20 protein-coding genes and 1 pseudogene are annotated in these 21,733 nt (G+C 71.6%); 7 read left to right on the plus strand and 14 right to left on the minus strand.

The features are described 5' to 3' along the window. Positions 1–172: 172 nt before the first annotated feature. Positions 173–835, minus strand: coding sequence for a response regulator transcription factor (locus ACIBB8_RS07170; protein ID WP_024488613.1), 663 nt, complete (start codon positions 833–835; stop codon positions 173–175). Between the two features lie 694 nt (positions 836–1,529). Beyond that, entirely contained in the window at positions 1,530–2,189 is a 660-nt protein-coding gene (locus ACIBB8_RS07175) for a DUF3000 domain-containing protein (protein WP_398949426.1), read from the minus strand. A gap of 91 nt (positions 2,190–2,280) precedes the next feature. Here ACIBB8_RS07175 and hemE point away from each other — a divergent pair, with 91 nt between their 5' ends. Next, a complete protein-coding gene (hemE, locus tag ACIBB8_RS07180; RefSeq protein WP_398949428.1) occupies positions 2,281–3,354 on the plus strand; it encodes a uroporphyrinogen decarboxylase in 1,074 nt (357 codons plus the stop codon). 211 nt (positions 3,355–3,565) lie between these two features. On the opposite strand, the gene ACIBB8_RS07185 is transcribed toward hemE, so the two are convergent. Beyond that, entirely contained in the window at positions 3,566–4,945 is a 1,380-nt protein-coding gene (locus ACIBB8_RS07185; protein WP_398949429.1) for an FAD-dependent oxidoreductase, read from the minus strand. A gap of 47 nt (positions 4,946–4,992) precedes the next feature. Then, a complete protein-coding gene (locus ACIBB8_RS07190) occupies positions 4,993–5,964 on the minus strand; it encodes a DUF4349 domain-containing protein (protein WP_398949430.1) in 972 nt (323 codons plus the stop codon). Between the two features lie 127 nt (positions 5,965–6,091). On the opposite strand from ACIBB8_RS07190, the gene hemG reads away from it, so the two are divergent. Both hemG and hemQ read left to right on the plus strand, forming a co-directional pair. Further along, the gene (gene hemG, locus ACIBB8_RS07195) at positions 6,092–7,579 is read left to right on the plus strand and encodes a protoporphyrinogen oxidase (protein WP_398949431.1); all 1,488 of its coding nucleotides are present in this window, start codon (positions 6,092–6,094) and stop codon (positions 7,577–7,579) included. A gap of 4 nt (positions 7,580–7,583) precedes the next feature. Then, on the plus strand, positions 7,584–8,297 hold the full coding sequence (hemQ, locus tag ACIBB8_RS07200; RefSeq protein WP_398949432.1) for a hydrogen peroxide-dependent heme synthase: 714 nt from the start codon (positions 7,584–7,586) through the stop codon (positions 8,295–8,297). A 300-nt stretch (positions 8,298–8,597) separates the two neighbouring features. On the opposite strand, the gene ACIBB8_RS07205 is transcribed toward hemQ, so the two are convergent. From ACIBB8_RS07205 to ACIBB8_RS07220, 4 genes are all read right to left on the minus strand, one after another. Further along, positions 8,598–9,608 (minus strand): TIGR04222 domain-containing membrane protein, encoded by a 1,011-nt coding sequence (locus tag ACIBB8_RS07205; RefSeq protein WP_398949433.1) that lies wholly within the window; start codon positions 9,606–9,608, stop codon positions 8,598–8,600. 5 nt (positions 9,609–9,613) lie between these two features. Continuing rightward, complete coding sequence (locus tag ACIBB8_RS07210; protein ID WP_398949434.1) at positions 9,614–10,975, minus strand: DUF692 domain-containing protein; 1,362 nt, start codon at positions 10,973–10,975, stop codon at positions 9,614–9,616. A gap of 135 nt (positions 10,976–11,110) precedes the next feature. Next, positions 11,111–11,848 (minus strand): DUF4142 domain-containing protein, encoded by a 738-nt coding sequence (locus tag ACIBB8_RS07215; RefSeq protein WP_398949690.1) that lies wholly within the window; start codon positions 11,846–11,848, stop codon positions 11,111–11,113. A gap of 144 nt (positions 11,849–11,992) precedes the next feature. Next, positions 11,993–12,742, minus strand: a complete 750-nt coding sequence (locus ACIBB8_RS07220; RefSeq protein ID WP_398949435.1) for a peptidyl-tRNA hydrolase — start codon at positions 12,740–12,742, stop codon at positions 11,993–11,995. Between the two features lie 71 nt (positions 12,743–12,813). On the opposite strand from ACIBB8_RS07220, the gene ACIBB8_RS07225 reads away from it, so the two are divergent. The 4 genes from ACIBB8_RS07225 to ACIBB8_RS07240 all read left to right on the plus strand — a co-directional run bounded on the left by ACIBB8_RS07225 (position 12,814) and on the right by ACIBB8_RS07240 (position 15,583). Continuing rightward, the gene (locus tag ACIBB8_RS07225; protein ID WP_398949436.1) at positions 12,814–13,491 is read left to right on the plus strand and encodes an AIM24 family protein; all 678 of its coding nucleotides are present in this window, start codon (positions 12,814–12,816) and stop codon (positions 13,489–13,491) included. A 44-nt stretch (positions 13,492–13,535) separates the two neighbouring features. Next, positions 13,536–14,378, plus strand: coding sequence for an ATP-binding cassette domain-containing protein (locus tag ACIBB8_RS07230; RefSeq protein ID WP_398949692.1), 843 nt, complete (start codon positions 13,536–13,538; stop codon positions 14,376–14,378). Then, positions 14,375–15,043 carry an ABC transporter gene (locus ACIBB8_RS07235; RefSeq protein WP_398949437.1) on the plus strand — a complete coding sequence of 223 codons (669 nt, stop codon included), beginning with the start codon at positions 14,375–14,377 and terminating at the stop codon, positions 15,041–15,043. Before ACIBB8_RS07230 ends, ACIBB8_RS07235 begins: the two co-directional genes overlap by 4 nt. A 117-nt stretch (positions 15,044–15,160) precedes the next feature. Beyond that, positions 15,161–15,583 carry a hypothetical protein gene (locus ACIBB8_RS07240; RefSeq protein ID WP_398949438.1) on the plus strand — a complete coding sequence of 141 codons (423 nt, stop codon included), beginning with the start codon at positions 15,161–15,163 and terminating at the stop codon, positions 15,581–15,583. Here ACIBB8_RS07240 and ACIBB8_RS07245 read toward each other — a convergent pair. From ACIBB8_RS07245 to zapE, 6 genes and pseudogenes are all read right to left on the minus strand, one after another. Continuing rightward, positions 15,570–17,468 carry a LamG-like jellyroll fold domain-containing protein gene (locus tag ACIBB8_RS07245; RefSeq protein ID WP_398949439.1) on the minus strand — a complete coding sequence of 633 codons (1,899 nt, stop codon included), beginning with the start codon at positions 17,466–17,468 and terminating at the stop codon, positions 15,570–15,572. The two genes, ACIBB8_RS07240 and ACIBB8_RS07245, sit on opposite strands and share 14 nt — an antisense overlap. Positions 17,469–17,512: 44 nt before the next feature. Further along, positions 17,513–17,848, minus strand: coding sequence for a hypothetical protein (locus ACIBB8_RS07250; protein ID WP_398949440.1), 336 nt, complete (start codon positions 17,846–17,848; stop codon positions 17,513–17,515). 42 nt (positions 17,849–17,890) lie between these two features. Then, a pseudogene (locus ACIBB8_RS07255) lies at positions 17,891–18,280 on the minus strand (polysaccharide deacetylase); the annotation flags it as partial. A 131-nt stretch (positions 18,281–18,411) separates the two neighbouring features. After that, a complete protein-coding gene (locus tag ACIBB8_RS07260; protein ID WP_398949441.1) occupies positions 18,412–19,791 on the minus strand; it encodes an alkaline phosphatase PhoX in 1,380 nt (459 codons plus the stop codon). Positions 19,792–20,136: 345 nt separating this feature from the next. Then, on the minus strand, positions 20,137–20,562 hold the full coding sequence (locus ACIBB8_RS07265; protein WP_393309100.1) for an OsmC family protein: 426 nt from the start codon (positions 20,560–20,562) through the stop codon (positions 20,137–20,139). Between the two features lie 40 nt (positions 20,563–20,602). Further along, positions 20,603–21,727: a cell division protein ZapE gene (gene zapE, locus ACIBB8_RS07270; protein ID WP_398949442.1), complete on the minus strand. Its 1,125-nt coding sequence runs from the start codon at positions 21,725–21,727 to the stop codon at positions 20,603–20,605. Positions 21,728–21,733 lie beyond the last annotated feature (6 nt).

Consider the following 21,733-nt stretch of genomic DNA (forward strand, 5'->3'; position numbering starts at 1 on the left):
CCGGGTGGGTGTCCTCGGGGGTGTGTGGTCGGTGGAGAGGGGGGCCGGTATCGCTGGTGTGGGGGGGGGGGGGGGGCGGCCCCCGGGGCCGCCCCCCCCCCCCCCCCCCCGCGCCGATGAATGTAAACCAGCCGGGTCCGTATCTCGGTACACGCCGGCCGGTGTGCTGGGGTCAGTGGATGATGCCCGTGCGCAGGGCCACGGCGACCATTCCGGCGCGGTCACCGGTGCCGAGCTTGCGGGCGATGCGGGCGAGGTGGCTCTTGACCGTCAGGGCGGAGAGCCCCATGGAGACGCCGATGGCCTTGTTGGACTGGCCTTCGGCGACCAGCCGGAGTACCTCCACCTCGCGGCCGGACAGTTCGCGGTAGCCGCCCGGGTGGCTCGGGGTGCCGGGGGGCCGGCGGTGCATACGGGCGGCATTGGCGCCGATGGGGGCGACGCCGGGTCGGGTGGGGTGGCCGATATTGGTGCGCGTGCCGGTGACGACATAGCCCTTCACGCCGCCCGCAAGGGCGTTGCGTACGGCGCCGATGTCATCGGCGGCGGAGAGGGCGAGGCCGTTCGGCCAGCCGGCGGCTCGGGTTTCGGACAACAGGGTCAGCCCGGAACCGTCGGGCAGATGGACGTCGGCAACACAGATGTCGCGCGGGTTGCCGACGCGGGGACGGGCCTCCGCGATGGACGACGCCTCGATGACGTCACGTACTCCGAGGGCCCACAGGTGGCGGGTGACGGTGGAACGGACGCGGGGGTCGGCCACGACGACCATGGCCGTCGGCTTGTTCGGGCGGTAGGCGACCAGGCTTGCGGGCTGCTCTAGGAGAACGGACACCAGGCCTCCTGGGGAGTGGCGGGACGGGCCGGCTCGGGGATGAAGCCGGGGCGAACCGTGCTTGAAGGGTCATTGACCTCTTCGGCAGCAGACCCGTCCTCCTTTAGAGGAAGATCACGATTTCATGCGTAACAATTCGGACAAATCGGACGGGCGATCGATTGTACGACAAGAATGCCGGTAGCTGTGCGAAGCCTGTGACGCACGTCGCGGACAGGACCCGGCCGCCGGGACGCGCGGCACGGTCCGGTGCCGCGCACACCGGCGGCCGCGAGGAACGTGCGGGATCCGGCGTACGGCGCCGGTCGCGGGATGCTGCAGGCGGGAGCGGGTGTCCGGGGGTACGGCGGCGCGACCGGGCGTGCGGGACCGGGGGTGTGGATACGGCGGTGCGGCGGGGTGTACGGGATCCGGCTGCCGGAGTGACAGGCCGCGCGGGCGTGAGGACCCGGGGGTACGGAACCGGCATACCGGGCCCTCTGCGGAGCCGCCGCGCGGAACCTGGGTCCCGGATCCGGTTTCGGACCGGCTGCAAGGAATGGGCACAACGGAATCGGTGGGATGCGGAACCGGCGTAGGCAGGATCCGCCTCCGCGTCCGGCCTACGCACCCACATGGCGGATCCGGCCTACGCACCCACATGGCGGATCCGGCCTGCGCACCCGGCCCTGGGTGTTCGTCCGCGTAGCCCCCGCTACGGTGCCTGCGGGCCGCGCCGCTGGGGCAGTGTCACCACCGCCGCGTCGGCGGGTCCCGACGGCGGCAGACCGGCGATCTGGCACAGCAGATCTCCCCACGCCGCCAGATGTGCCGCCGTGTCCGGCACCCCGCCACGCCCCTCGCGCGGCGTCCAGGACGCACGGATCTCGATCTGGGTCGCCGGGCGCCGCTCGGCCAGCGTCCCGAAGTAGTGGGAACCGGCGCGGGTGACCGTGCCGCCCGCCTCCCCGTACGACAGGCCCCGAGCCTCCAGCGCGCCGGTCAGCCAGGACCAGCACACCTCCGGCAGCAGCGGGTCGGACGCCATCTCCGGCTCCAGCTCGGCGCGTACCAGCGTGACCAGCCGGAATGTGCCCTGCCAGGTGTCATGCCCGGCCGGATCGTGCAGCAGGACGAGGCGGCCGTCGGCGAGATCGTCCTCGCCGTCGACGACCGCCGCCTCCACGGCGTACGCGTGCGGAGCCAGGCGCTGGGGCGGCCGAGTCGGCTCCACTTCGAGCTCGGGGCGGAGCCGCGCGGAGCGCAATGCTTCCACCGCCGACCGGAACGCGGGCGGGACGGAACTGCCCTCCGCACTGTCCTTGCCGTCAGCGCTGTCGGAATGTTCGGAAAATTGTCCCTGAGCCGGAGCCATGCGGGGAAGAGTAGGCGGAACCAGAGCCTCGTGCAGGGAGGGACACCCTGCTGGACTCGGCTCCTTGCCGCTTCATGCGAAGATTCTGTGCGTGAGCGCCAACGACAGCCCCTCGGGCCAGCAGACGACGACCTCCGCCACCCATGAGTCGGCATTCCTGAAGGCGTGCCGCCGCGAACCCGTGCCGCACACGCCGGTCTGGTTCATGCGTCAGGCGGGGCGCTCGCTGCCCGAGTACCTGAAGGTGCGCGAGGGCATCGCGATGCTCGACTCCTGCATGATGCCGGAGCTGGTCACGGAGATCACGCTGCAGCCCGTACGCCGCCACAAGGTCGACGCGGCGATCTACTTCAGCGACATCGTCGTGCCCCTCAAGGCCATCGGGATCGACCTCGACATCAAGCCCGGCGTCGGTCCGGTCGTCGCGGACCCGATCCGTACCCGGGCCGACCTGGCCCGGCTGCGTGATCTCACACCGGAGGACGTCCACTACGTCACCGAGGCCATCGGCATGCTCACCGCGGAACTCGGGTCGACGCCGCTGATCGGGTTCGCCGGTGCGCCGTTCACTCTGGCGAGCTACCTCGTGGAGGGCGGCCCGTCCCGCAGCCACGAGCGCACCAAGGCGATGATGTACGGCGAGCCGGAACTCTGGGCCGAGCTGCTCGACCGGCTGGCGGAGATCACCGGTGCGTTCCTGAAGGTGCAGATCGAGGCGGGCGCCTCGGCCGTGCAGCTCTTCGACTCCTGGGTCGGCGCGCTCGCCCCCGCCGACTACCGCCGCTCCGTGATGCCGGCCTCCGCGAAGGTCTTCGACGCGGTTGCCTCGTACGGTGTCCCGCGCATCCACTTCGGTGTCGGCACCGGTGAACTGCTCGGGCTGATGGGCGAGGCGGGCGCGGATGTCGTCGGCGTCGACTGGCGGGTCCCGATGGACGAGGGTGCGCGCCGGGTCGGACCCGGCAAGGCGCTCCAGGGCAACCTCGATCCGGCGGTGCTGTTCGCGCCGACGGCGACGGTGGAGGCGAAGACGCGTGAGGTGCTGGACGCGGCCGCGGGTCTGGAAGGTCACATCTTCAACCTGGGGCACGGCGTGATGCCGGCGACCGACCCGGACGCACTGACCCGGCTCGTCGAGTACGTCCACACGCAGACGGCCCGCTGAACCGGTCGCCGAACCGCATCCTGCTCGCCGTGAAACCCTCGGGTTCCGCGGCGAGCGGTGCATTAGGGCCTGTTCCGGGTTCCCCGTCGTTCGCGCGAAGCGCGGGCGCAGCGGTGGTCGGTGCGTGCGATCGGCGTGCGGTGTCGCAGGTCATGTGGCGGAGCCACCTGTCCTGCGGGGCCGTTCGTCCGCATGACGACGGAGAGCTCCCCTATACACCCGCCGCGCGGACGGCCTGGACCGTCTTGCGTGCCGCCACCAGGACCGGGTCCCACACGGGCGAGAACGGCGGGGCGTATCCCAGGTCGAGCGCTGTCATCTGCTCCACCGTCATCCCCGCGGTGAGTGCGACCGCCGCGATGTCGACGCGCTTCGCCGCTCCGTCCCGGCCCACGATCTGTACGCCGAGCAGCCGGCCCGTGCGGTACTCCGCGAGCATCTTCACCGTCATCGGCTGAGTGTCCGGGTAGTAGCCCGCCCGCCCGGTCGACTCGATCGTCGCCGTGACGAACCGCAGACCCACCGCGCGGGCGTCCTTCTCCCGCAGCCCCGTCCGGGCGATCTCCAGGTCACAGACCTTGCTGACCGCCGTACCGACCACGCCCGGGAATGTCCCGTACCCGCCGCCCACATTGGACCCGATGATCTGTCCGTGCTTGTTGGCGTGGGTGCCCAGTGCGATATGCCGGGTGCGGCCCGCCACCAGGTCGAGAACCTCGACGCAGTCGCCGCCCGCCCAGATGTTGTCGTGCCCGACGACCCGCATCGACAGATCGGTGAGCAGACCGCCGTGCGGACCGACCGGGAGGCCGGCCGCGCGGGCCAGTGTCGTCTCCGGTTCGACGCCGATGCCCAGCACCACCACGTCCGCGGGGTAGGTCCCCTCCTCCGTGGCGACCGCGCCGACCCGGCCGTCGGCACCGGTGATGATCTTGCTGACCCGGGCCCGGTTCACCGTCGTGATGCCCAGACCGTCCATCGCTTCGTGGACCAGGCGCCCCATGTCGGGGTCGAGCGTCGCCATCGGCTGCTCCCCGCGGTTGAGGACCGTCACCTCGAAGCCGTGCTTCAGCAGCGCCTCCGCCATCTCGACACCGATATAACCGGCGCCGACAACGACCGCGCGCCGGCCGGGCGCCCGGTCCAGGGAGCCCAGCAGCGCCTGACCGTCGTCCAGGGTCTGCACCCCGTGCACCCCGGCCGCGTCCATGCCGGGCAGCGCGGGGCGCACCGGCCGGGCACCGGTCGCGATCACCAGCTTGTCGAACCCGGCCCAGTACGTCTCGCCGGTCTCCCGGTCCAGCGCGCGCACCCGCTGCCCGGCGACATCGATCTCCGTCACCTCGGTGCGCATCCGCAGATCGATGGCGCGGGCCCGGTGCTCCTCGGGCGTACGGGCGATGAGGTCGTCCCGCTGCTCGACGTCTCCGCCGACCCAGTAGGGGATCCCGCAGGCGGAGTACGAGGTGAAGTGGCCGCGTTCGAAGGCGACGATGCCCATCTCGTCGGGCCCCTTGAGCCTGCGGGCCTGGGACGCGGCGGACATGCCCGCCGCGTCCCCGCCGATGACCACCAGTCGCTCCGCTGCCATGCCGGGTCCCTTCGAGCGTCGAGTACGAAGGGCCCACGCTACGACCCTCAGGGAGCGGACGGAGTCTCCGGCGGCACGGAGGCGTGCTCGGCCGCCCGGGGCGTGCGGCGCCGGGTGCGCACCAGCCGCCAGAGCAGCAGCAGGGCGGCCGCGGCCGCCAGGAACGGTGCCGCCGCACCCACCGCCATCGCGATCCACTTCACCGTTGTCACGAACGCGTGCCAACCGCCGCCGAGCGCGTCCACGAACCCCGGATCGTCGTCGTCCGTGCCCTGCGCCGAGGGCTCCGGCTCGACGAGGTCGAGGGTGATCGTGGCCAGGGTGGTGCGGTCCTTGAGCGACTCCTGCCGGGCGAGCAGCGACTCCAGCTCTGCCTGGCGATTGTTCAGTTCCCCTTCCAGCGCGACCACATCGGCAATCTTCTCGGCCCGGTCCATCAGTTTCCGGACCCGGGCGACACTCGCCCGCTGGGTGGCGATCCGACTCTCCACGTCGACGACCTGATCGGTGACGTCCTTGGCCTCCGATGTACGGGACAGCAGCTTCCCGCCGCCCGCCAGCTTCCGCAGCACGGCGTCGTACTCGGCCTGCGGCACCCGCAGCACCAGGTGCGACGTCTCGCGCAGGTCGTCGATCCGGTCGGTGGACTCGTTCGCCACCAGCCCGCCCGCATCCTCCGTGACCGAACGGGCCGCCGCGGCCGCCTTCGGTACATTCTTCACCTCCACGGACAGCGAGGCCTTACGGATGACATGGGTGGTGGTCGGCGCGGGGGACCCGGTCGACCGATCCGGGCTGCCGTCGGTGGCCGCCCGGTCCGACTCCCCGCCTGGGGAGTCGGCGGGCCCCGCGGGAGGTGCCGCCTTGTTGTCCGCGGCCGCCGACCTCGTGCTGCTGTCCGAGCTGTCGTCGGCGCCGCCGCAGCCGCTCAGCGCGAGCAGCGCGGCAAGCATCCCGGCGGCGAGCACCGTGCGCGAACGAGGGGTGGACGAACGGCTCGAATGATGTGCTGTCTGCATAACTGCTCCCCCGGGGCGGGTGGTTGATGGTGTCGGTTCGACGTGCGAGACGGGGATGCGGGTTGCCCTGTACCGGTTTCGAAGCGGTCACGGTCAGGACTCGGAAGAGGTCTGAGAGAGTGGAGGCATGCAGCGTTCAACACACCGCGTGGACACAGGTACGGGTCATGTCGTCGTCATCGGCGGCGGCATCGCCGGACTCGCGGCCGCCCACCGGCTCATCGGCGCAGGACTGAAGGTCACGCTCCTGGAGGCGACCGACCGGCTGGGCGGCAAGCTCATGACCGGCGAGATCGCCGGCACCCGGGTCGATCTGGGTGCGGAGTCGATGCTGGCCAGACGACCCGAGGCGGTCGACCTGGCGCGCGCCGTCGGACTCGGCGACCGGCTTCAGCCACCCGCCACCGCCATCGCGTCGGTCTGGACCCGGGGCGAACTGCGGCCGATGCCCAAGGGCCATGTGATGGGCGTCCCGGGCGACCCCGACGCGCTCAGCGGGGTGATCTCTCCGGAAGGTCTCGCCCGCATCGCGCAGGAACGGGACCTCACGCCGACCACGGTCGGCGACGATGTCGCGGTCGGCGCGTATGTCGCCGACCGGCTGGGCCGCGAGGTCGTCGACCGACTCGTGGAGCCCCTGCTCGGCGGCGTCTACGCGGGCGACGCCTACCGGATCTCAATGCGCGCAGCCGTGCCGCAGCTCTTCGAGGTGGTCCAGGAGGGCGGCTCGCTGCTCGACGGCGTGCAGCGCATCCAGCGGCAGGCCGCAGCCCGGCAGCAGACAGGCCCGGTCTTCCAGGGCATCGACGGCGGCATCGGCACCCTGCCGGACGCGGTCGCCGAGGCCGTGCGCGCCGGAGGCGGCGAGATCATCACCGGCACGCCCGTCCTGGGCCTGACCCGTACCGCCGACGGCTGGGACGTCCGCACCGACACCCGGGTGATCGCCGCCGACGGCATCGTCCTCGCCGCCCCCGCCTGGTCCGCGTCGACGCTGCTGGCCGCCGAGTCCCCGGCCGCCTCCGCCGAGCTCGCGGGTGTCGAGTACGCGTCGATGGCGCTGGTCACCCTGGCATTCCGGCGCTCCGACGTGGCGGCCATGGACGCCCTCGACGGACGCTCCGGCTTCCTCGTGCCGCCGGTCGACGGCCGTACGATCAAGGCCTCCACCTTCTCCACCCACAAGTGGCAGTGGGTCGCCGACGCCGCCCCCGACCTGTTCATCCTGCGTACCTCGGTCGGCCGGTACGGCGAGGAGGACCATCTCCACCGTGAGGACACGGAACTCGTCGACGTCTCGCTGCGTGACCTCGCCGACGCCACCGGGCTCGCCGCGAAGCCGGTGGACACCGAGGTCACCCGGTGGCTCGGCGGCCTGCCCCAGTACCCCGTCGGTCATCTGACCCGGGTGGCCCGGATCCGCGACGAGGTCGCCAAGCTGCCGGCGCTGCGGGTCTGCGGAGCGGTGTACGACGGGGTCGGCATCCCCGCCTGCATCGCCGGCGCCCACCGGGCCGCGGACGAGATCGCCGCGGACATCGCGGGCGGGACCGCGGGAGAGATCATTGCCACTCCGACCCCGGTTCAGGGCACACGGAGCGAGGCGGGACAATAGCCGTATGAGTGCGCCTGAGAAGATTCCGAACGCCGGTAAGAAGGCCAAGGACCTCAACGAGGTCATCCGCTACACGCTGTGGTCCGTCTTCAAGCTGCGCGATGTGCTGCCCGCCGACCGTGCCGGTTACGCCGACGAGGTCCAGGAGCTGTTCGACCAGCTCGCGGCCAAGGACATCACCGTCCGCGGCACCTACGACGTGTCCGGCCTGCGTGCCGACGCCGATGTCATGATCTGGTGGCACGCGGAGACGGCGGACGAGCTGCAGGAGGCGTACAACCTCTTCCGGCGCACCAAGCTGGGCCTGGCGCTGGAACCCGTCTGGTCGAACATGGCGCTGCACCGCCCCGCCGAGTTCAACAAGTCGCACATCCCGGCGTTCCTCGCCGACGAGACGCCGCGCAACTACATCAGCGTGTACCCCTTCGTGCGCAGCTACGACTGGTACCTGCTGCCCGACGAGGACCGCCGCCGCATGCTCGCGGACCACGGCAAGATGGCCCGCGGCTACCCCGACGTCCGCGCCAACACCGTGGCCTCGTTCTCGCTCGGCGACTACGAGTGGATGCTCGCCTTCGAGGCCGACGAGCTGTACCGCATCGTCGACCTCATGCGTCATCTGCGGGCCTCCGAGGCGCGGATGCACGTCCGCGAGGAGGTCCCCTTCTACACGGGCCGCAGGAAGTCCGTCGCAGACCTGGTGGCCGGGCTCGCGTAGCGAGCGGGCTCCGACCACCCCAACCCGGAAGATCAGACGGCGGGCGCCGGCGCACGGCTGTGCGCTGCCCGCCGCTCCAGCGACACCGGGTTCGGCTTCGGGTTCGCCGAGGGCTCCGACCTGCGGCAATCCCGAGACCTGCGGGGAAGCGCACCGCCCTTCCCCGCAGGTCCCCGGCCCACCTCCGCGTGGGCCGGTCGCATGTTCCCGCGCGGGGGCACGACGGTCCGTCGCGCCCCGCCGCCCGGGCGCTCACCACCAGCCAGGAACGGCTTCGCCCCGTACCGCGAGGTGCTGGTGTCAGGTGCTGCTGCCGCAGCTCGACCCCCCGCAGCTGGATCCGCTGCTGCTGGAACAGCCGGAGCCGCCCGACCCGCCGCAACTGGATCCGGAACTGCCACCGCACCCGCTGCCTCCTCCGCAGCTGCTGCCCCCGCCCGGGCCGCTGGAGTTCCCGCAGCCGGAGCCGGAGCCGCCCGAACCGGCGCACCACACCGTCGCGACGACATGGTCGTTGCTGCCGGACGAGGAGTGCGAGGGGGACATCGGGCGTATCCCGCCGGCCGTCCGCATCCGTGCGGCCGCCGCCAACTGTGCCCGCAGCACGGGATCGGGCAGCGCGCGCAGCCCCAGATTCGCCACGAGGTGGGCGGGTTCGGCGGTGCAGGCATGGGCGGCGCGGTACTGCTCGGCGGCGTGCCGCCCTGCCTTCGTGATCCGGGCGCGGGCGACGCCCGCGCAGATCAGCCCGGTCGGAGCGCCGACGAACAGGGCGGGGAGAACCTTGACGATGAAGGGGAAGGAGAAGTCGAGCTCGTCGGTCTCCGCCATGAACTGTGACACCGTCACCACGAAGGAGACCGGGATGGCCAGCAGGCAGCCCACCCCCTGGAACAGGCCCCAGCGGCGCCACTTCACGGTGGCCTCCGGTGCGGCCAGCAGTCCGCGGGCCGCGAGCCCGTCACCGATCTCCTGAACCGCCGGGTGCCGCATCACCGCATCCTGCAGGGTGTGCAGTGCACCGCTGGGGGCGGCGGCGTGCTCCTGGAGAACGGCTCGCTCCACCGGGTCGTGGGCGACCGGCCGCTGGACGGAGACGATGCCGGGGCCGCCGACCGCCAGGCGTCCGTCCGTCTGCATGGCGGCGAGTGCGGTGTCCACGACCCTGCCGGGCCCGCCGTTGAGAAAGGCCACTTCGTAGAGGTCGTGGGCAGGGCCACCGGGGCCGCGCCGGGCACGCGAGAGCCCCACGATCAGGAGGATCGAGGAGACCGCGACGGCCGGCGTGACCAGCAGAGCGACGATGCTCATTCCGGTCACCTCCTGACGAGCGCGGCGCGGGCGGCCCGTAGCAGCCGGGTCGTGCGGCGGGGCGGCCTGGCGGCCGCGCGGTCCTGCCACCAGATGGTCAGCCGGCGCCGGGCGTCGTCGTCGGTGGGGCGCCCGGCGATCAGCAGCTGCTCGGCGAAGTCCATTGCGTCGCGCCGGTATCCGGCGGCCATGGGGCGGTTCCTGGCGTACGCGAGAAAGGCGTGCCGGTAGCCGTCCCCGAGGATTTCGGGCAGCTCGGGTGCCACCTTGGCGACGACATCGGCGCGCTTGGCGGCCAGTGCGCGGCTCTGGACACCGAGGCGGTGGTGGTCGAAGCCCTCGGGGGCGGGGGTGCCGGCGACGAGTGCGGAGAGCAGCGCGGTCTGGGCGACGGCGGCGCGGTCGCGGGCGGCGTCGGTCGTGGGGCCGGGGGAAGCAGCGGTGGAGTGTGCGGCGGGAGGGGCGGCGGGGCGCCCGGCGGGTTCGATGCGGGCGACCCCGTCCCCGGACGTCCCGGCGCCCCGTCCCCGTCCGGGCCCCTTCTTCGCTGCCCCGTCCAGCGTGGCGCGGATCGACGTCAGTTCGCCCGCCAGCTCCTGCGCGGGCGGGAAGTCGTCGTCACGCTCCAGGAGTACGCCCGGCGGGTCGACCCGCGAGCGGAGCTCGGCGAGCACATCGAGGACGGGCCGGGTCACCGGGTGGGCGTGCGTGTCGTGCCAGACGCCGTCCTTCTCGATGCCGCCCGCCACGTGCACGTACGCGATCGCCTCCACCGGCAGCTCGCCGAGCGCCCTCGTGGGATCCTCGCCCCGGTTGACATGGTTGGTGTGCAGATTGGCCACGTCGATCAGCAGCCGGACCCCGGTGCGTGCCACCAGCTCGGCCAGGAACTGGCCCTCCGTCAGCTCCTCGCCCGGCCAGGCGATCAGTGCCGCGATGTTCTCCAGCGCCAGCGGCACCGGCAGCGAGTCCTGCGCGATCCGGACGTTCTCGCACAGGACGTCCAGTGCGTCCCAGGTCCGCGGAACAGGCAGCAGGTGGCCCGCTTCGAGCCCCGGCGACGCGGTCCGTGTCCCCCCGGCCCGCACGAAGGCGATGTGCTCCGTGACCAGCGGTGTGCCCAGCAGCGTGGCCCGTGCGGCAAGGCCCGCGAGCCGGCCGGGGTCGGGACGGTCGGCCCCGCCGAGGCCCAGCGAGACGCCGTGCGGGACGACGGTCACGCCGCGGGCGCGGAGCCGTACCAGGGAGTCGGGCAGGTGGTCGGTGCAGAGGTTCTCCGCGACCGCTTCCACCCAGTCGATCCCCGGCAGTGCCTCCACCGCATCCGCGATCTCCGGTCGCCAGCCGATGCCGATTCCCAGCTCCATGGTGTCCCCCTCCTCCCCTGCGTGCAGGGGTAATGGCCCCGACGGGCAGCGGCCAATCCGAAGAGGGGGACGTTCAGAGCATGATTTGAGGTTCCGGCCACAGAGGGGCCGGCGCGTGGACCGGGTCGGTCCCGCTCAGGGCATCGGCATCGTGGACGGACGCGAGGTGAAGGACTGGTCCCCGGTCGGCTCCGCGGGCGCCGGCAGCGGCGGCACCCCGCCCCCCGACGGCGGGGGCGGCCCGGTCGGGCTGGCCGTCGCCGTGCCCGCCGCTTCGCGGGCGATCGCGTCGAAGTCGACGAAGCCGGTGCCCTCCAGCATGGTGATGTGGTCGAGCACGGTCTGGTTGGCGTCGGTCGCCAGCTGACGGATCAGCGAATTGCGGGTGGTGTTCCGGACCTGGGCGATCAGCGCGAAGACCCTGCCGTGCGCGGCCCGCAGCAGTTGGGCGAACTTCCGCTCGTAGTCCTCGCCGCTTGCCGCCGTGAGCTCGCGCAGCCATCCCTGCTGCTGCTCGTTCGGCTGGTTCGGCAGTTCCATCCCGAGTTTGGCGGCCACGTCCCGGGCCCGGCGGTCCAGATCCGTGTGCCCGACCACCAGATGGTCCCCGGCGGCCCTGACCGCCTCGCTGGGCGCGCGCTGGATGGCCTGCTGCCCGGCGGGCAGTTCCCACAGACCGGCCAGGCGCACCTTCACGAGGAAGTCCCGGTCGGTCGCGGAGAGCGGCCCCCACTGGGTCGCGACGGACGACGCGTTGAGATTGGCCTGTCCGGTGCCGGAACGGTCGGCGTAGGACCAGACGGGGTAGGCGAGCGCGCCGAGCGTGGCGACAAGTGCCGCGATGATGAGGGCCGTTCCGTTGATGCGTCGCAACAAGGTATCTCCCGGGCCGAGGCGTGACGGCGTCGAATCAACCGCCCGGCTCCAACGACCGGCGGCTGACTGGTCGTTCAAGATACTGGGCAGTAGTGCCGGTGACGGCAGTATCGGGAGATACGTATCGGCGCACCGCAGTGTTCAGCGGCGCAGTGCCGGATGGTCGGCGACCACCGTGCAGGATCCCGGGGCGATCTCCGTGAACCCGGCGTCCCGCACCACGGGCAGTCCGCTCCTGGTGAGTTCTGCCCAGCGGGTGGCGTCCGGGGTGGCGACGGAGAGCGGGAAGCCCGCCTCCCGCCACGCCTTGCGCTCCGTGTCCGACAGCTCCCACCAGGCGAGCTGTGCGCCGTGCCCGGCCTGTGCCATCTCCTTGCCCGCGGACATGTCGAGCTCCGGGTTCAGCCAGAGCACCGGGCCGGACGGGTCGGGTGCGGCGGGCGGCTCGGGGTCGTCCAGGTCCGTCCCCGACACCTGGAGCTTCGCCAGCTCCTTCGGCCAGCCGTCCAGCGGAACCGGTGGGAACACCCGCACCTCGGCGCTCTCGCCGGTGACCGTGATGCCGGGCAGTGCGGACGCCCTGCGCCACTCAGCGCCGCGCGCCCGCCGCACCACCTTGCGGATCCGGGCGTCCTGCCAGTCGCGCATCACCTGCGCCCACTCGCCCTCGCCGGCCGACCGCTCGTCCGAGAGCATCACGAGGACGGCGCGGGCGGCGGTGCGCAGCGCGTCGGTGCGGGCCGGGGGGTCGGTCTTCTCGATGTGCACGACCAGCGGAAGCACGTACTGCGGGGCCTCGTCGCGGCTGGTCGGCTCGGAGTGGAACGGGGAGTCCGAGGGGGCCACGGCGCCGGACGGGGACTGGGGTGCGGAAATGTCGTTGCTGCTCACTCGTCCCAGTCTGCCAGCCGCCCGGCCCGGCTCCTTGGCGGAATGAAGCGGTCCGGGTGAGGATGCATCGCATGAAGAGCGATCTCTTTTCCAGCGAGAACATGGTCCAGCCGGCAACCGCCCCTGGAATGACCCTGCAGAACGCCAAATCCATCAAATACGCCGTCAACGGCGAGATGCACGCCCGCCAGGGATCGATGATCGCCTTCCGCGGCAATCTCCAGTTCGAGCGCAAGGGCCAGGGCCTCGGCGGCATGCTGAAGCGCGCCGTCACCGGCGAGGGGCTGCCGCTGATGGCGGTCCGCGGGCAGGGCGAGGCGTGGTTCGCGCACGAGGCCGCCAACTGCTTCATCGTGGACATGGAGCAGGGCGACGTCCTCACTGTCAACGGCCGCAACGTCCTCTGCTTCGACCCCACCCTTGCGTACGAGATCAAGACCGTGAAGGGCGCCGGGATAGCCGGTGGCGGGCTCTTCAACAGCGTTTTCAGCGGTTACGGCAAGCTCGGCCTGATCTGCGAGGGCCACCCGATCGTCATACCCGTCACGTCCCAGCAGCCGGTGTACGTCGATACGGACGCGGTCGTCGGCTGGAGCGCCCAGCTCAGCACCTCGCTGCACCGCTCGCAGAGCATCGGCTCGATGATCCGCGGCGGCTCCGGAGAGGCGGTCCAACTGATGCTGCAGGGAGAGGGATTCGTGATCGTCCGGCCCAGCGAGCTCAAGCCCGAGAAGGCATCGGCCAACTGAACCTGACAGGAGTGGGCCGACGGTACGGCCTCGGCGGACCATGGGTGCTGCGCGGGGTCGACCTCGACCTGCCCGCGCACACCCTGGTCCGGATCGAGGGGGCCAACGGCACCGGAAAGTCGACGCTGTTGAGGCTGATCGCCGGGATCGACGTCCCGACCGAGGGCCGTATCACCGGTCGACGGCCGCACACGGCGTACGTCCCCGAGCGCTTCCCGGCGGCGCTGCCCTTCACCGCCGCCGGGTACCTCGTCCACCTCGGGCGGATCCACGGTCTGCGGACCCCGGAGGCGACCGGGCGGGCGCAGGAGTGGCTCGCGCGCTTCGGGGCCGCCGGCCACGCCCGTACCCCTCTGTCCGAACTCTCCAAGGGCACCAGTCAGAAGGTTGCCGTCGCCCAGGCGCTGCTCGCCGAACCGGAGCTCCTGGTCCTGGACGAGGCGTGGACCGGCCTGGACACGGCGGCCCGCGGCGAACTGGACCGCGCGGTCGCGGAACGGGTCACGGCCGGGGCCACCACCGTCTTCGTCGACCACGATCCGCGCCGACTGGCCGAGGCGGTCGACGTCACCCACCGGGTCGAGGGGCACCGGCTCGTCCCCGTAACGGCGGCGGGGACCGGGGACGGGACGGCCGGGCCGTGGGTACGCATCGAGGTCACGGGCGCGTCCGGGGCCGTCCTTCCCCCAGGGCTGCCCGGCGCACCGGTGCAGGAGCCCCGGACCGACGGAACCATCCGGCTCACGGTCGCGGCCGTGCACTCCGACGCACTCCTGCGCGCACTGCTCACAGCCCGCCCGCCCTGGCACATCACACACCTGTCGGCGGCAGCGGCACCCGAACCGACGCCCCGGACCGAACCGTCAGAGACTCGACAGGCACGATGAACGCCCTGATCCGCTATCAGACCGCCCTGCTGCTCCGTTCCCAGCGCTGGCTCGCCCCCGTGCTCCTGTACGCCGTCTTCCTCGTCGTCGGAGTCCAGTCGGGGCAGCCCGTGCTCGACTCGCTCGGTTACGCCGCCGCCGCGCTCCTGCCCGTCACCGCCTGGCTCGTCCAGCTCTGCGCCACCCAGGAACCACCCGCCGCCCGGACCGTCGCCGCCGCGGCGGCCGGGCAGCCGCGGGTCCATCTGGCATCGCTGCTCACCGCCGCGGGCTGTGCCGGACTGCTGGGCACGGCGGCCACCGCGATCGTGCTGCTGATCAGTGATCCGGCCAACGCCGACCACACCGTCCGCGTGCCGCTGCTGCCCGCCGCGCTCGCCGGGCTGCTCGCCGCCGCCTGCTGCGTGCTGCTGGGAGCGGCGGTCGGCGCCCTGTGTACCCGCCCGGTGGTGCACCGTCGCGGCTGGTCGGTCGCGACCACCGCGCTCGCCGCCCTGCTGTCCCTGGTGACCACCGGATCGCCTGCGAAGTACGCGGTCACGGGACTGGTCACCGGTTCGTTGACCGGAGCGGTACATATCCCCGTCCTGCCCCTGATCTGCGCCTGCGCGGCGGCCTGCGCGGTGGCGGCGGTCGTCTGCAGGCTGACTTCGCTGCGCGGGTGAGGAACGACCTTGGGGGGTTGAGGGCGGGGCGTGTTGGCCTGGCGGTTTGGCTGGTGGGTGATCAGCAGGCCGTGGTGCGGACGGGCACGAGCTCGGTGCTCGTGCGACGTCGGGTCGGTGGAGGCGGAACTGTTCAGCGATGCCCTCGGTACCCACAGCGGTCTGGTCGTGCATGCGGCCCGGGCGGACGACGCCGGAGAACAGGGTCCGGCCCTGATGGTCGCTGACCAGCGCCGCGAGATGACCCGTCCGATGGCCGACGCCGGCATCGTCCCGAAGATCGCCCCGGTGCGCTCCGGCGAGGCCGAACTGAACCGGATCACCGGAGCGCAGACGCCCTCGGGTGTGCCCGTCAGCATCACCGCACCGCTGACCGAGCGGGCCAGGAGCGGTGGCGCGTCGTCCCGGGGCCGGCGCGGCCGGCCCGTCCGGGCAGTTGCGTCGCTCGGACCTGCCCACGCCGGAGGCGCGCCGCCGCCAAGCAGCGCCGTACCGAACGGGCGGGGTGACCCCGGGGCAGTGCCCCTCAGGCGATCATGAAGTCCCGTACGGGCAGGGCGCGTTCGACGATCCTGATGTCGCCGAGCCAGCCGTGCATCAATTGGTCGAGTCTGCCTCCGTACTCGTAGCCGCCGAGCAGCCAGGGCAGGCCCAGGGTGGCGAGGCCGGTGGTGTGGGTGGCGGGGTTGCGGGCGACTATGCAGCCGTCGACGTACATCGTCGTGTGCTTCCCGTCGTTGACGACAGCCACATGCCACCACCGCTCACGCAGCAGCTCATGGCTCCAGTTGGTGACGGCCCCCGGTTGGTTCAGCGGCGCCGCCGCCCACTGGAGCCCGGGGCCGTCCGATACGGAGAGGGTGGCGACGGGCTCCTCCGGGTCGCCGGAGGTCTTGCCGGCCGCCCCGAGCGTGCCGCGGCGGCTGAGTACTGCGCCCCAGGCGTTGCGTCCGGCGTTCCAGTCGGCGGGGAGGCGGAGGTAGGCCTCGATGGTGTAACCGGACCTGAACGTCTTGGTGTTGAGCGGTGCGTTGTTCTCCGTGCGTAGATACGCGCCCCGCAACGGCGGCTTCGAACCGTCGAAGTAGAGGCTGCCGTGGCCTGGCTGGTCGGGATGGTGGGCGGTGGACCAGCGCAGCGCGTCGGGCGCACTGCCGGGGACGGCTTCGCGCACCAGGTCGTTGCGGTGCCCGGACATGTCCGGGACACGCAGGCCGGCGTCGGCGGCGGAACCGTCCTGGTGCGAAGGGGAGTCGAAGCGCCAGTAGGCGACAGTGCCTGGTATCAGCATCTGCTCCGCAGGGCGGGGGCCGCGCACGGGTACGGGCGCGAAGCCCGCGAAGCGCTTCTTGAAGTCGATGGGGACGGCGAAACAGTCCTGTGGACCCGTCAGTTCGATCTCGCCGCGCTCCAGGTCGTTGAGCCTCTCGCCCGCGCGGCCAAGGATCCACGGGGAGATCGTCTCCACGTCAATGGTGTTCCGGGCCAGGTCGAAGCGGTAGAGGCGGATCATGGCGCTGCCGCCGTAGTAGCGGTTCTGGTAGTTGGTGATGTGCAGATGGACGTCGTTGCCCGCGGTGTTCTTACGAGTGGTGCGTCCGGCGGGCCAGTAGTGGCCGTTGAGGGTGAGGAAGATCTGGTCGTGCCCGGCTATCAGCTCGTCCCACAGATGCTTTCCGTGGCCGGAGAGTTCGGCCTCGTCGCCGTCCGTGTCCGCGTACACCAGCTCGTGGGTGGTGAGGATGACGGGTGTCTCCGGGTGCTGGGCGATGACGTCCTTCGCCCAGGCGAGCCCGGCCGCCGACGGCCGCCAGTCGAGCGCCAGCACCAGCCACTCGCGCCCGGCGGCGCGGAACAGGTGGTACGTGTTGTAGCCGTCCGGGGTCGCCCCGCCGAACGTCGGCAGGCGGCGCATGCGCTGCGGGCCGAAGGTGTCCAGGTACGGGGTGCGGCCGCGCTGATCGTCGGTGGAGGACTTGATGTCGTGGTTGCCCGCGACGACGCTGTAGCCGACCCGCCGCCGGTCGAGCAGCTCGAATGCTTCGCCGATCGCCTCGAATTCGCCTGACTGGCCGCTCTCGGTGAGGTCGCCCAGATGGGACAGGAAGACGATGTTCTCGTCGCGCCCGTGATCGAGTACGTAACGCAACGACGCCTCGACCGGCGCCTTGTCGATGCTCGCCCCGTCGAAGAGGTACTGGGTGTCCGGCATGACGACGAGCGTGAACCTGGGGCTCTCGGGGTCGGGCCGCCAACCGGCAGTGACGGCGCCGGTGTTCTGCTGGGGAAGAGCTGCGGCGGGCGTGCCGGACGAGAGCCCCGTGGCTGCGGCGGCAGCACCAGTGAGCGCGGTCGCCCGCAGGAACGTACGACGGCTCGCGCCGGGCAGAAGCGGTCCGTCGGGCTGATGGAGGGGGCTGCACATGGATGTCTCCGCGGAGAATGAACGTCGGGGTGATCGTCTGCAAGCTAGCCGCGGAGTGGGGGAGGAACCGGCCCGTAAGAGCGACAGCCGAGCGAAGAATCAATGAATTGCGCAGCGCCGGCGCGCGGGATCGTGGTGGTGGGAGCGTGCGGGCGCGGGTTGGCGAGGGCCAGGTGATAGACCCTGACCCGCCGCGCCTCGCTACCGCCCGCCCGCGACCTGCCGCCCCCGGTCACGTACGACGCCTCGCCCGACAGTAGCCGCGCAATCGTGGACGCGATCTCCGGGGCAATCCCCGGCCGACCGAGCGGAATGCTGGCCGCGGCCGCGGCCGCGCGGTCGGGGTCGCCCGCGGTGGCGTGCATCTCGGTGTCGATCATTCACTAGCCAGGTCCTGTCGCCGGAGAGTGTGCGGCGTCCGGTCAATGCCCCATCAGCTCGGAGACCTTCACGAAGCGGTACCCGTGCCTGCGCAGTTCCGGTACCACCTGGCTGACGGCCTTGGCCGTGACGGGAGCGGCGCTGCGCGTGCAGTGCATGACGACCAGGGACCCCGGCTTCACCCCGGCCAGCACCTGCTTGGCCACCGCGTCCGCGTCCGTCGCGAACGCGTCGCCGCTGACCACGTCCCACTGCACCGCCGTCACGTTCTCGGACGCCAGTGTGCGCAGCGCCGCATCGTTGTAGCAGCCGCCCGGGAAGCGGAAGTACGGCACCACATGGAGCGCGCCCGTCTTCCGGATCGCCGTGAAGGCCCGCTCCACGTCGGCGCGCATGTCGGCCTTGTCCAGGACCGGAAGTCCGATCGAATCCGTCCCCGGAGCCGCCCGGCCCGGCGGCCGCACCGGCACGCCGCGGACGGGGCCCTCAGCACCTCGTAGCGGCCGATGCCCCGTCCGGTACGGGGGCGGCGGACCGCGCCGCCCCCGTACCGCTCAACACCTCAATGCCAAGGGCCCGTCACCGCGAACGTCGTCCCCGGCGTGTAGCAGTTCACGAACATCGTCCCGCCGTCCGGAGCGAACGTGACCCCGGCGAACTCGCCCCACTCCGGACTCTCCGCCGTCCCGATGTTCTGCCGGCCGCGCGCCATCGCGTACACCTCGCCGTGCCGCGTCACGCCGAACACATGCTGCGCGCCGTTACCGTCCTCGCACACCATCAGCCCGCCGTCGGACGTCAGACAGATGTTGTCGGGGGACTCGCCGGGCAACTGCACGTCCGTACCCGGACCGAAGACGACCACCAGCGTGAGGCGGCGTCGCTTCGGCTCGTACCGCCACACCTGTCCGAAGTGGTCGGCCGCCGAGCCCGCCGCGCTCCGCGCGAAGCTGGAGACGAAGTAGACCGACGAGCCGCCCCAGTAGCAGCCCTCCAGCTTCTGGGCGTGCGTGATGCCCTTCGGGCCGAAGTCCTGGAACCGGATCGGTGTTCCGGCCGCCTGCGGATCCGGTACGGGGACCCACTCGATCCGGTCGAGGCTCGCACCGGTCTCCTGGACGACGGAGAGGTCGGGGACACCGGGCACCCGCATGGCCTGCAGTTCGCCGCCGGCCCGCAGCGAGCCGGTGCCACCGAGCGGTTTCTCCGGAAGGAAGCGGTAGAAGAGCCCGAACGGCCTGTCGAACGCGTCCTCCGTCTCGTACACGATCCCGCTGTCCGGATCGATCGCGACCGCCTCGTGCTGGAAGCGGCCCATCGCGGCGAGCGGCACAGCTCCGGTGCGGCTCGGATCGGCGCCGTCCACTTCGAAGATGAAGCCGTGGTCCTTGGTGTAGCCGTTGGTGCCGGCCCGGTCCTCGGTCTCCTCGCAGGTCAGCCAGGTGTTCCACGGGGTCCGGCCGCCCGCGCAGTTCACCGCCGTGCCGGCGATGGCCACCCGTTCACCGAGGACCGTGCCCCGGCTGTCGAGCTCCAGGGCCGTGCAGCCGCCCTTGCCCATCGGGTCGTAGGTGAGGCCGTCGACGGTCGGTACGGGGATCTTCGCGGTGACCCGGTTCTCGTGGTTGCGGACGAGATGGACGCGGCCGCGGTGGCCGGTGAATGCGGCCATGCCGTCGTGGTTGCTGGGGACCCGGCCCTCGCCGGAGCGGAGTCGGTCGCCCTCCCGGGACAGGACCCGGTAGCGGAACCCCTGGGGCAGATCGAGCAGTCCGTCGGGGTCGGGGACCAGCGGACCGTAGCCGCTGTGGCCACGGGCAGCCGCGGTGCCCGCGAAGAGTTCGGAGAAGGCCCCGGCGAAGGCGATCGAGACAGCGGTCGCACCGCTGCCGGCCAGGACCTGGCGTCGTGTTGCGAGTCGTCGAGGTGCAGTTGATGACATGAGGCAACTCCCTGCTGGCGGACAGGAGAAGTGACCCGCATGTGTGTACCACGCGTATCGTCGCGCGGGTACCACGCGGGTCACTAACGGCCTCCCCCACGATAGGGAGTGGGCTCCCGACGCCCTGCGACTCCGCTTGCCGCGTTGTCGTCAGTCACCGACTCCCCCACAGCCTTAAGGGCGTGGGAGGTGCCCCCTCCGCGTCGACTCCCTCCTCCGCCTTGCCATCGAAGCCGCACGACGCCGCTCGCTGAGCCACTCCCTATCGCGGGGGAGGCCGTAAGCCTCGTGCGTGTCCTGGGTCCGCAGGGACCCGTGGGATCACCCGCGGGGCCGCCCGTGCGGTCAGACGAGCGACGCGGTCAGCGTGATCGTCGTGCCCGTGAGGGCCTGGCTGACCGGGCAGTTCGCCTTGGCGTCCTCGGCGGCCTTGATGAAGTCCGCCTCATCGAGACCGGGCACCTCGCCCTGCACGGTGAGGTGGATGCCGGTGATGCCGGTGCCGGGCTGGAAGGTGACCTCGGCCTGGGTGTTCAGCCGGGTCGGCGCGTTGCCGGCCGTGGTCAGACCGTGGGACAGGGCCATCGAGAAGCAGCTGGAGTGCGCCGCCGCGATGAGCTCCTCCGGGCTGGTCTTGCCGTTCGCCTTCTCCGCGCGGGACGGCCACGAGACCGCGTACTCCCCGATGCCGGAGGAGTCGAAGGTGACAACGCCCTCGCCCTCGATCAGGTTGCCTTCCCAGACCGTGTGCGCCTGACGCGTGGTTGCCATGCTGGATCCCTTCGGATGGGTGGAGTTACCGCACCCGAACCTACTGCGCCACCAGTCTCTTTGCGTCGCGCGCCAGCGCCGTCAGGCGGGAGATCGCCCGGAAGTACTTCTTCCGGTACCCCCCGTTCAGCATCTCGTCGCTGAACAGCCGGTCGAACGGGAGCCCCGACGCGAGCACCGGGACCTCCCGGTCGTACAGCCGGTCGGCGAGCACGACGAGCCGCAGCGCCGTCGACTGGTCCGGCACCGCCTGCACGTCGGTGAGGCACACGGCGCGGATGCCGTCCGTCAGTGCGCCGTACCGGCTCGGATGGACGCGGGCCAGATGGTCGAGCAGCGACGGGAAGTCGTCCAGGCTGGCGCCCTCGGTGGCGTACGCGGCCTTCGCGACCTGCTCGTCGGAGTACGGCGCCGGTGCCTCGGGCAGCCCGCGGTGCCGGTAGTCCTCGCCGTCGATCCGCAGCGGCCGGAAGTGCGAGGACAGCCCCTGGATCTCCCGCAGGAAGTCGGCGGCGGCGAAGCGTCCCTCGCCGAGTTTGCCCGGCAGGGTGTTGGAGGTGGCAGCGAGCGCGACACCCGCCTCGACCAGCCTGCTGAGCAGTGACGACACGAGAACGGTGTCACCCGGGTCGTCGAGCTCGAACTCGTCGATGCACAGGAGCCGGTGCCCGCTGAGCGTCTGCACGGTCTGCTGGAAGCCCAGCGCGCCCACCAGGTTGGTCAGCTCGACGAAGGTGCCGAACGCCTTCAGTGAGGGAGCGGCGGGCGTGGCATGCCAGAGCGAGGCGAGGAGATGCGTCTTGCCGACGCCGTAGCCGCCGTCGAGATAGACACCGCGCGGCCCGGCGACCGGTGCCGCCTTCCTGCCGAACCGCCACCATCCCTCCGAGGATCCGCTTCGCGCGCTCCCCTTCCTGCCCGCACCCGTCGCGTGCGCCCCGCCGAGCCCGTGCGCGAACTCGTCGAGAACCTTCACCGCGTCGGTCTGGCTGGGCTGGTCGGGATCGGGGACGTACGTGTCGAAGCGCACCGAGTCGAAGCGCGGCGGCGGCACCATCTCGGCGACCAGACGGTCGGCGGGGACGTGCGGCTCAAGGGCGCACAGGGACAGCGGGGCCGTTTCGGCTATGGGGCTCTGCCCCGGCACGGCGGTGGATGACGACACAGCTCT

The organism is Streptomyces sp. NPDC051286, assembly GCF_044455345.1.
GTDB lineage: Bacteria > Actinomycetota > Actinomycetes > Streptomycetales > Streptomycetaceae > Streptomyces.